The organism is Rhodococcus tukisamuensis NBRC 100609 (assembly GCF_001894985.1).
In the GTDB taxonomy this organism is placed as follows: Bacteria; Actinomycetota; Actinomycetes; order Mycobacteriales; family Mycobacteriaceae; genus Rhodococcus_G; species Rhodococcus_G tukisamuensis.
Genome location: NZ_BCXG01000032.1, coordinates 41422 through 51273 on the forward strand (window position 1 = coordinate 41422; position 9852 = coordinate 51273).

Annotated in this window: 9 protein-coding genes; 2 read left to right on the forward strand and 7 right to left on the reverse strand. The window is 68.9% G+C overall.

Annotated features, from left to right (window positions below; genetic code table 11):
- Positions 1-39: 39 nt before the first annotated feature.
- Together RT2_RS22580 and RT2_RS22585 are read right to left on the reverse strand one after the other, a co-directional pair.
- A complete protein-coding gene (locus RT2_RS22580; RefSeq protein ID WP_281244454.1) occupies positions 40-669 on the reverse strand; it encodes a response regulator in 630 nt (209 codons plus the stop codon).
- On the reverse strand, positions 669-1880 hold the full coding sequence (locus RT2_RS22585) for a sensor histidine kinase (RefSeq protein ID WP_072847051.1): 1212 nt from the start codon (positions 1878-1880) through the stop codon (positions 669-671). Before RT2_RS22585 ends, RT2_RS22580 begins: the two co-directional genes overlap by 1 nt.
- Positions 1881-2018: 138 nt before the next feature.
- Between RT2_RS22585 and RT2_RS22590 the strand changes: the two genes are divergently transcribed.
- Entirely contained in the window at positions 2019-3086 is a 1068-nt protein-coding gene (locus tag RT2_RS22590) for an ABC transporter permease (RefSeq protein ID WP_072847052.1), read from the forward strand.
- Positions 3087-3119: 33 nt separating this feature from the next.
- The gene (locus RT2_RS22595; protein WP_072847053.1) at positions 3120-3803 is read left to right on the forward strand and encodes an ABC transporter ATP-binding protein; all 684 of its coding nucleotides are present in this window, start codon (positions 3120-3122) and stop codon (positions 3801-3803) included.
- Positions 3804-3870: 67 nt separating this feature from the next.
- Here RT2_RS22595 and RT2_RS22600 read toward each other — a convergent pair whose 3' ends face one another.
- The 5 genes from RT2_RS22600 to RT2_RS22615 all read right to left on the reverse strand — a co-directional run.
- A complete protein-coding gene (locus tag RT2_RS22600; RefSeq protein WP_169888500.1) occupies positions 3871-5274 on the reverse strand; it encodes an Ig-like domain-containing protein in 1404 nt (467 codons plus the stop codon).
- Between the two features lie 279 nt (positions 5275-5553).
- Positions 5554-6381 carry an SDR family oxidoreductase gene (locus RT2_RS22605; RefSeq protein WP_072847064.1) on the reverse strand — a complete coding sequence of 276 codons (828 nt, stop codon included), beginning with the start codon at positions 6379-6381 and terminating at the stop codon, positions 5554-5556.
- A 160-nt stretch (positions 6382-6541) separates the two neighbouring features.
- Positions 6542-6685, reverse strand: a complete 144-nt coding sequence (locus RT2_RS26055; RefSeq protein WP_169888497.1) for a hypothetical protein — start codon at positions 6683-6685, stop codon at positions 6542-6544.
- Between the two features lie 130 nt (positions 6686-6815).
- Positions 6816-8837 carry an Ig-like domain-containing protein gene (locus RT2_RS22610; RefSeq protein WP_072847055.1) on the reverse strand — a complete coding sequence of 674 codons (2022 nt, stop codon included), beginning with the start codon at positions 8835-8837 and terminating at the stop codon, positions 6816-6818.
- 391 nt (positions 8838-9228) lie between these two features.
- Positions 9229-9852 (reverse strand): Ig-like domain-containing protein (locus RT2_RS22615; RefSeq protein ID WP_139280381.1); only part of this gene is annotated, 624 nt, incomplete at its 5' end.

Genomic DNA, 9852 nt, shown 5'->3' on the forward strand with positions numbered 1-9852 from the left:
CGCCGCCGCGAGGGTTACGTCGGCCGGATCCGTCGCCCGCTAGACGATCAGCCCGCGCTCCCGGGCGGCCGCCACGGCTGCGGTCCGGCTGTCCACCCCGAGCTTCGAGAACGCGTGCACGAGGTGTGATTTCACGGTGGCCTCCGTGACGAAGAGTTCCTTGGCGATGGCCCGGTTCGACAGGCCCTGCGCCACCAGCTGCACGATCTGACTCTCCCGAGCACTCAGGTCCACTCGCGGTGACCGAATCTGCCGGTACAGCCGTTGCGCCACATCGGGATTGAGCACCGTCTCACCTCGGGACGCCGCCCACACCGCGTCCACCAGCACCTGCGGGTCGCTGTCCTTGAGCAGGTAGCCGGCGGCCCCGGCCTCCACCGCCCGCAGAATGTCACTGTCGGTGTCGTAGGTGGTCAGCACCACCACCCGCGGCGGGGACGGGCGGGCTGCGATCGCCTCGGTGGCCTGTGCACCGTCCATGCCTGCGCCGAGCCTCAGGTCCATCAGCACCACATCGGGACGCTCGGTGGCGACCAGTTCGAGCGCCTCCTCCCCCGACGACGCCTCGGCGACCACGTCCAGCCCGTCGTGCGAGGCGAGCAGCGCCCGCAGTCCCGCCCGGACCACCGGATGGTCGTCGACCAGCAGGATCCGCAAACTGTCCGTCACTACTCGGCACCTGCCATCGGAAGCGTTGCGGCCAAGGCCGTTCCGTCGCCGGGCGCCGCCTCGACCACGAGCGAGCCCCCGAACGAGGCGAGCCGCTCGCGCATCGACCGCAGGCCGAACGACGCCGCTGCGAACTCGCCGTCGGAGTCGAAACCGATGCCGTCGTCGACCACGTCCAGGCGCACCTCGTCCGGTGTGAAGCTCAGCGTGAGCCGCACCTGCCGGGCCCGCGAGTGCAATCGCACGTTGGCCAGCGCGCTCTGCGCGACCCGGAGCAGTGCGACGTCGTAGTCCATCGGCAGCGGGACCGCCTCACCGTCCACCACCAGCTCGCCCACGATCCCGGTGTGCTCGCACAACTGGGCGAGCAGGCGCCGCAGCGCCGACTCGAGCGAGGCCTCCTCGAGCACCGACGGGGTGAGCGCCGCGACCACGCGGCGCGCCTCGCCGAGGTTCTCCTGCGCCGTCTCCGCGATCTGCGCGAGGATCGGCGCCGGCTCGGCGCTGCGTGCACCGGCCCTGGCCAACAACACGATGGACGAGAATCCCTGTGCGAGTGTGTCGTGGATGTCGCGGGCCAGCCGGGCCCGCTCGTCGACGGCACCGGCCTCCCGTTGCAGCGCGGCGAGTTCGTCCTGGGCGTCGAGCAGCTCGGTGTGCGAGCGGGCGAGCTCGTCGAAGAGTCTGCGACGCTGCCGGACGTCGCGGAGCAACTGCTGGTAGATGACCGCCATCCCGGCGGCCGCGGTCGCGCCGAAGATCGGCCCCAGGAACGTCGCGACGACGTTGGTGCCGCCGTGCCAGAGCGACCCGCCGATCGCGACCGCGGTGATCGCCACCGTCGCGGCCACCGCGACCCGCGTCGAGAGGACGTGGAAGCACAGGAAGTACAGCGGGAACGCCACCCACACGAAGTTGACGCTCAGCGCCGCGAGACCGAGCCAACCCAGCACCAGCACGCCGAACCAGAACGGGCCGTACCAGTCGACGCCGGTGGCGGACGCGGACCGCCGGGCGAACCAGACTCCCAGCAGGTACCAGCCGAGCACGACGGCGGAGAGCAGCACCGTCGGCACCGGTCGGGTGTCGTCGATGAGGCACCGCACTGCGCCGACCCCGAGCAGCACCACGAACAGCGTGTGTGCCCCGAGCGACATGACACGCAGGACGGGTGCGGGGCCACTGTCGGGCTGGAGGTCCGAATGCTGCATTGCATCCACGCTAACACCGCCCCAGCACCCCGACCGGCCCTGACCGGCCCTGACGGCCGATCTCCAACTTTCGATTGACTCGCTCACCCCACCCTTTGCGCGATGCCCCCGAAGGGGGTGCCGCGGCACGCTGGAAGCATGTTCCTGAGTATTCGTGACCTCGTGTTCGCCAAGGGCCGGTTCGCGCTGATGAGCGTGGTGCTGTTCCTGATTTCACTGATGGTGGTGATGCTCTCCGGACTCACCGCGGGCCTGGGCAACCAGTCGATCGCGGCGATCAAGAACCTCGGCGCGAACCAGTTCGCCTTCGGCGCGCCCGCGGAGGGGCAGTCGCTCTCCTTCAGCGACTCCCAGGTCACCGAGCGGCAGCAGCAGGCACTCGCCGCCACGCCGGGCGTGGACTCCGCCGCCCTGATCGGAATCGCGCCCACCCGGATCACCGTCGACGGCCGCGACGTCAGCGCCAGCGCGTTCGGCGTGGACGGCAGCTCGTTCGCCGCGCCCGTCCCGCTGTCGGCCGGCCACATCGCCGTCGACCGCACCCTCGCCGAGGAGAACGACTGGAGCGAGGGGCGCACGGTCGAGATGGGCGGTCGCCAGTTCACCGTCACGGCCCTCGTCGACGACTCGCTCTACAGCCACCAGCCGGTGGTGTGGGTGGAGCGGTCCGACTGGCTGGCGTTGCCCACCGCCGGCGGCAGCGAGGGCACCGTCGTCGCGATGCGCACGAGCAGCGGATTCGACGCCGCCTCCGCAGCGACCGCGACCGACACGTCGATCACCGATCAGTCGGGCGCCCTCAACGCGATCGGCTCCTACACCTCCGAGCGCAGTTCGCTGCTGTTGATGCAGGTCATGCTGCTGATCGTCAGCGCCCTCGTGGTCGGCGCCTTCTTCACCATCTGGACGATCCAACGCGGCCAGGACCTGGCGGTCCTCAAGGCCGTCGGCGCGTCCACCGGCTACCTGCTCCGAGACGCCCTCGGCCAGTCGCTGATCGTTCTCACGCTCGGCGCCGGGCTCGGTTCGCTGGCCGCGGTGGGCCTCGGCTCGATCGCGTCGCAGGCAGTCCCGTTCACGCTCACCGTGTCCGGCACCCTGCTGCCGTTCTTCGCGCTGATCGGCCTCGGCATGCTCGGCGCCGCCGCCGCGCTGACCCGGATCGTCTCCGTCGACCCGCTGACCGCGCTGAACTCCGCCCGGTAATCGCCGCCCACTACGAGAATTGAAGGAACAACGATGAGCATCACCCTCACCGACGCCCTCCTCACCTATCCCGACGGCGACACCCGGCTGTGCGCGCTCGACCACGTGAACTTCGCCGTGGACCGCAGCAAGCTCGTCGCGGTCACCGGGCCGTCGGGATCCGGCAAGTCCAGCCTGCTCGCAGTCGCCGGCCTGCTGATCACTCCCGAGTCCGGCACCGTCCACATCGGCGGCGTCGACGTCACCGGACTGAGCCGGTCCGAGCGGACGACGGTGCGGCGCGAACAGCTCGGTTTCGTCTTCCAGCAGTCCAACCTGCTCGCGTCGCTGACCGCGACCGAACAGCTGCAGCTGATCACCCATCTCGGCGGGGGCCGGGTTCGCAGCGTGCGAAGCCGGGCCCGGGACCTGCTGGCCTCGCTCGGGCTGGAGAAGGAGCTCGACCGTCGGCCGCACCAGCTCTCCGGCGGCCAGCGCCAGCGAGTCGCGATCGCCCGGAGCCTGATGAACGACCCGTCAGTGCTGTTGGTGGACGAACCGACATCCGCGCTCGACGAGGATCGCAGCCGCGAGATCGTCGCCCTGCTGGCGAACCTGAGCCGCGAACGCGACGTCGCGGTGGTGATGGTCACCCACGACCTCGGCCAGCTGGATCTCGTCGATGACGTCTACGAGATGCACAGCGGGAGGCTGACCCGGGCACAAGTCACCGCCTGACAGCACGACGACGGCGCCCCGCCCCGGTACTTGGACCGGGACGGGGCGCCGTTTGTCTGGTGAACTGTTACGAGGAGCCGAACAGCCCGCCGAGCGAGCCTCCGCCGCCACCGGGGACCGGGTCGGCGGTGACGCTGACCGTCCCGGTCACATCCGAACCGAGGTAGCCCGGCGCACCGGTGTACACCGCGTGAATCTCCCGGTTGCCCTCCTCGAGGAAGGTGTAGGTCTGGGTGGCGCGGCCGTCGGCGAGGCCGATCGCGTTGCCGAGCGGCTCGACGCCACTGAAGAACCGCACCGTGCCGCCGACCGGCTTCGGGGACACGTCAGCGGACAGGAAGACCACCCGCCCCTTCTGCGCGATCGCCGGCACCGCCAGCGTCAGCGTGGTGGCGACGTCCGTGGCGCCCGGCTCGGTCATCCGCATCACCTGGGGTGCCGAGGTCGACGCAAGGTATCCGGGGGCACCGGAGAACACCGCGGTCACCGACTTGTCACCGGGCACCGTGAAGGTCTGGATCAGGCTGGCCTTGCCGTCGGCACCGACCGGGACGGTGGCCAGCTCAGTGGTACCGACCTTGAACGTGACGGTTCCGGCGCCCGGGAACGGCGAGACCTGCGCGTCGAAGATCACCTCGGAGCCGGTCTGCGCAGCTGCCGGCACACTCACCGTCGTGACCGTGCTCTGGTTGCCCGGCTCGATTGTGACGGTCTGCGCGGCCGAGGACGACTCGGCCGCGAACGGGGTCGCGGGGAAGGTCGCGGTGATCTGATGCTCGCCCGCCTGCGTGGCGGCCGGGGTCCAGTTGTAGGAGGCCTTGCCCGCCGCGTCGAGCGCGACAGAGCCGATCTCGGTGGTGGCCGAGTAGAACTTGACGAGGTCGCCTTCGCGGCCGCCGAGCACCTGGACGTTCATCTTGGTCGCGATACCGGCCCTACCCGGGGCAACGGGGCTGAGCACGGTGGTGGTGACGTTCTTGGGCACGTTGATCGACGGGCCCGCCTTGTCCAAGGAACCGGTGGCGGTACCGGATCCGTACTTGATCCCGGTGGTCTGTACCGCCTCACGCGGGCAGTTCGCACCGACCAGGTACTGGAAGGAGAAGGTCGGCGACGTGGCCGCGTCCCAGCTGCCGGCCACCCGGGTCAGCCCGGGGCCGATGCTTGCGACCGGAACCGGCAACCCGGCGACCCTCACGGAGTCGGTCTTGTAGGTCATGCAGGTCGGGCGGTAGTCCTCGAGCCAGTCGACGATGCCGGTGCCGGTGACCGTGGTCGTCACGGTCACCGTCTCGCCCTCGAGCGGCGTGGTGTTGCTCACCGTCCGGGCGAACCCGAAGCCGCCGTCCGAAAGGTTGATCGTTTCCGGCGCCGCACCCGCCAGGCCCGTCCCCCCTGTCACCACGAACCCCGCGGCGACGGCGAACGCGCCTACCGTCGCCATCCCGCGACGCACATTCTTGCCCGACATGAACTTCCTCCCCGTAATGGAGGGCACCCCACAACAGACGGGAGGCCCAACGTTGTCGTCGAATCCCGACGCACGCTCGCACGGCGCGGCCGAGCGCACTCCGCAGCCGAAGGATCCGCAACTGAGGCGACCCGCAACTGCCTGGAAGTGCATCGAATCGAGCAGTAGTAGACCACGGTGATCCCCGACACGACCGGGGTTTCGACGAACTAGATGGACGCTTGTGTTACAGCACAAAAGAAGGGCCGGATGCCCCGTGGCCCCGTCCGAGTCAATGATCTAGTCGAGGAATTTGCTGAACTGGTCGTTGGCCTTCTGCATCACGAACTCGTAGGGCGGGGCGAATTTGCGGGCCCACCAGTAGCCGAAGCGGACGTCGTTGGACGTGTAGACAAGATAGCGACGCTTCTTGATACCCCGCACAATGCAGTCCGCCACCTTCTCCGGCGAGACGGCGCGCTTCTCGAACCGGTGCAACAGCTTCTGCGCGCGCGGGTCCTCGCGGTCCACGCCGGCGATCTGCACGGTGCCGACCAACGGTGTCTTCACCCCGCCCGGGACGACCAGGCTGACGCCGATGTGGTGCCGCTTGAGGTCGAAGCGCAGCACCTCCGAGACCCCGCGCAGCCCGAACTTGCTGGCACTGTAGGCGGCGTGCCAGGGCAGGGCGAGCAGACCCGCAGCGGACGAGACGTTCACCAGGTGACCGCCCCTGCCGGCCCGGACCATCGGCGGCACGAAGGTCTCGATGACGTGGATCGGCCCCATCAGGTTGACATCGACCATCGACTTCCAGTGCCGATGTTCGAGGTTCTCCACGGTGCCCCAGGCCGAGATGCCGGCCACGTTCATCACCACGTCCATGCTGCCGTGGGCGGCGTGGATGTCCTCGCCCCAGGCGGCGACGACCTCGTAGTCGGACACGTCGAGATCCCGCGACTCGACAACCCGCCCACCCGCTCGGGTGACCAGCGCGACGGTCTCCGCGAGTCCCTCGGCGTTGATGTCGGTGAGGTACAGGTCGGCGCCCTCGCGCGCCGAGGCCAGAGCGGTGGCGCGGCCGATCCCGCTGCCCGCACCGGTGATCAGGCACTTCTTGCCCTGCATGTCCTTCACCCTTGAATCCCCTGCCCGTCGCGCTGATCGGTCAAGCGGAGTCTACGCACGCGGGCCGGGGTGGTCCTCGATTCACACGACCGGGGTTCGCGGCACCTCGAGAGGAGGGCCGGTCCACCGAATCAACCCGGATCGGCTTGGGCACACCGGCTTACAGCCGGGTCGACATCTCGTCCTGGTACTCGTGGATCGTCTTCTCGATGGTCTTGGCCGCCTCGGCATCGTCGCGGCTGCGGGCATCGTCGGCACGTGCGCGCAACTTGCGAATCGCCGTGCGCAATTCGGTGTCACTCATCCTGTGCTCCATATCACACAGTGTGCCCGACTTCCCAGCTCGAGGCCAGGGATCGACACACCGCAGCGCCCTGCCCCGGTCGCGAGACCGAGACGGGGCGCTGCGGAAATCGTGCCGAGCCGGCGGTCTCCTAGGAGGAACCGAACAGGGCGCCGAGCGAGCCGGTGCCGCCGCCGGTGCCCGGGTCCACCGGGGTTTCGCCGGTCACGGTGACGGTCACGACGGCGGAGCTGGAGCCGACGTAACCGTTCGTGCCGCCGTACACGGCCTTGAGGGTGCTGGTGCCCGCCACCGCGAAGGTGTGCGTGAGCGAGACCTTGCCGTCGGCACCGACGGTCACGGCGTCGCCGACGGCGGTGTCACCGTCGAAGAACTGCACGGTGCCGCCGGTCGGAGCCGGCGCGACCTTCGCCTCGTACGTCACTGCGACGCCCGTCGACGCCGTGACCGGACCGGTCAGGGTGGTCGCGGTCTGGACGTCCGTCGGTGCCGGGGCGGACACCGTCACGATGTGTGCCGCCGAGGTGGACGCGATGAATCCGGTCGCACCGGAGAACACCGCGGTGATCTCGTGCGCACCGGAGGTCGCGAACGACGCGCTGGTGGCCGCCTTGCCGTCGGCGCCGACGGTCACCGGGTTGCCGATGTTGGTCGTACCGTCCTTGAACTGCACCGTGCCGCCGGTCGGCGTCGGGGAAACCTTGGCAGACAGGGCAACCGGGGTCCCGGTCTGGGCGGTTGCGGCACCGGAGACGGTCGTGGTGGTAGCGAGGTCGGCCGGAGCCGCCGGGGAGACCGTCACGGAGTGGGCACCGGAGGTGGAGGTCAGGAACTCACCCGCACCCGAGTACACCGCCGTGACGCTGCGCGCACCCGCGGCGAACTGCTGCGTGATGCTGCCCTTGCCCGCGGCATCGAGAGAGACCGGAGCACCGAGATCGGCGGCGCCGTCCTTGAACTGCACCGTGCCACCGACCGGAGCCGGCGACACCTGCACGTCGAAGGTGACGTCCGTGCCCTCGACCGCCGTCGCCGGACCGGACACGACCGTGGTGGTCGCGACGTCAGCCGGAGAGACAGCAACAGTGTGGGCAGCCGAGGTGGAAGTCAGGAACTCACCCGCACCCGAGTACACCGCCGTGACGCTGCGTGCACCCGACGCGAACTGCTGCGTGATCGAACCCTTGCCGTCCGCACCGAGCGTGACCGGGCCACCGAGGTTCGTGGCGCCGTCCTTGAACTGCACCGTGCCACCGCTGGGAGCCGGCGACACCTGCACGTTCAACGTCACATCCGCGCCCGCAACCGCCGTCGCCGGACCGGTCACCGCAGTCGTCGTGACGACGTCCGCCGGGGTGACCGGCACGTTCTGCGCCGCCGAGACCGACTCGTTGGCCTTCGCCGTACCCAGGAACTTCGCCGTCAGGCTGTGACCACCGGCGGCGGCAGGCGTCCACGCGAACGCCGCCTTGCCCGCCGCCAGCGGGCCCTGGCCGAGCTTCGTCGTGCCGTCGAAGAACTCGACGACGTTGCCGTCGACGCCGCCGGTGACCGTCGCACTCAACGGAACCGACTGCCCCACCCTCACACCCGCCGGCACCGCGGCCAACACCGTCGTGGTGACGTTCTTGCTCACCGTCACGGTCGTGCCCTTGTTCGGGTAGCTACCCGAACCCAGCGACCCGGAGTAGTCCGTCCACGTGTTCATCGCGACGTCACGATCACAGTTCGCGCCGACCTTGTACGAGAACTCGAACGTCCGCGACTTCGGCTCGATGTTCGGGTACACCGACCAATCGCCCGTGACCCTCACGAAGTCCGCGCCCTGGCTCTCGAGCCCACGCGGAGAGCCGTCGACCTTCGCCGAGCCGTCCACGTACGTCATGCACGCGGGATGGAAGTCCTTGACCGCCTGGACGTACTCAACGACGGTGAGAGCCTTCCGCATGAACTTCATCGAGGTCGTGACGATCTCGCCCTCGACCGGCGTCGTGTTGCTGACGGTCCGGGTGAAGTTGCTGTTGCCGTCGGCCCAGGACACCGAACTCGGCGCCGCACCAGCCATGCCGACACCGGCGGTGACCGCGAACCCGGCGGCGATGGCCACTGCGCTGAGGCCACCGATCACCCGGCGCGTGTTTTCGTGAGTCATACATTCCTCTCGACGACAGTCCAAGACGACCGTCCAACTTTTTGGATTCGGGCCCAGGGTAACGCAACCGGCCGCTCGTCACAGGAAGATCACGGGATGAAAACTGGGCCGTGGCCATTTGTTTAACCCAACGCCGCCGGCTTCCATTTCTTGCACCGGCAAGACAGGTCCTGAACTGGCGCTATGCATGCACGCACACCCTGACCGCAGTGACCGCTACGCGCGGTTACATCTGTTGCCAGCCGGTAATTGACTGGTTCACCTCGCTAATCTGGCACCACAGCCGGACATTTCCGTCACGGCCAATCCCTTGCCATGAATACGGGTGCGGCCCCTGCCGGACTTCCGGCAGGGGCCACACTCACGTCACTCCGTCAGGAGCGCCGACAACTCAGGAAGAACCGAACAGGCTCCCCAGCGAGCCGCCGGCACTGCTGGTCCCGCCGTCGACGGGCTCGTCGACGGTGACGGTGGCGACCTCGGCCGTCGAGGTCAGGTAGCCGGGAGCACCGCTGTAGATCGCGGTGATCTCATGCGCGCCGGTGGTCGCGAAGGGATGCGAGCGAGTCGCCTTACCGTTCATCAACGCGACCGGAGCACCGATCGGCGTGGTGCCGTCCATGAACTGGACGGTGCCGCCGGCCGGATCCGGGGAGACAGTCGCGACCAGGTTCACCGCTGCACCCTTCGTCGCCGTGGCGGGCACGGTGAGCACCGTGGTGGTGGCCACGTCGGTCTCGGCAGGAGCCGACACCGTGACGGTGTGCGCATCCGAGGTCGAGGTGATGAAGCCGGCAGCACCCGAGTACACCGCGGTGATGCTCTGCGCACCCGCGGTCGCGAACTGCTGCGTGATCGAACCCTTGCCCTCGGAATCGAGGGTCACCGGGCCACCGATGTTGTTGGCGCCGTTCTTGAACTGCACCGTGCCACCCGACGGAGCCGGCGAAACCTGCACGTTCAGAACCACATCCGCGCCCTCGACCGCAGTCGCCGGACCCGTCACCGACGTCGT

What these genes read in the sequence shown, in the direction of transcription:
- RT2_RS22585 (WP_072847051.1), bottom strand. Translation starts at nt 1,880, where the DNA reads ATGCAGCATTCGGACCTCCAGCCCGACAGTGGCCCCGCACCCGTCCTG.
- RT2_RS22590 (WP_072847052.1), top strand. Translation starts at nt 2,019, where the DNA reads ATGTTCCTGAGTATTCGTGACCTCGTGTTCGCCAAGGGCCGGTTCGCG.
- RT2_RS22595 (WP_072847053.1), top strand. Translation starts at nt 3,120, where the DNA reads ATGAGCATCACCCTCACCGACGCCCTCCTCACCTATCCCGACGGCGAC.
- RT2_RS22600 (WP_169888500.1), bottom strand. Translation starts at nt 5,274, where the DNA reads ATGTCGGGCAAGAATGTGCGTCGCGGGATGGCGACGGTAGGCGCGTTC.
- RT2_RS22605 (WP_072847064.1), bottom strand. Translation starts at nt 6,381, where the DNA reads ATGCAGGGCAAGAAGTGCCTGATCACCGGTGCGGGCAGCGGGATCGGC.
- RT2_RS26055 (WP_169888497.1), bottom strand. Translation starts at nt 6,685, where the DNA reads ATGAGTGACACCGAATTGCGCACGGCGATTCGCAAGTTGCGCGCACGT.
- RT2_RS22610 (WP_072847055.1), bottom strand. Translation starts at nt 8,837, where the DNA reads ATGACTCACGAAAACACGCGCCGGGTGATCGGTGGCCTCAGCGCAGTG.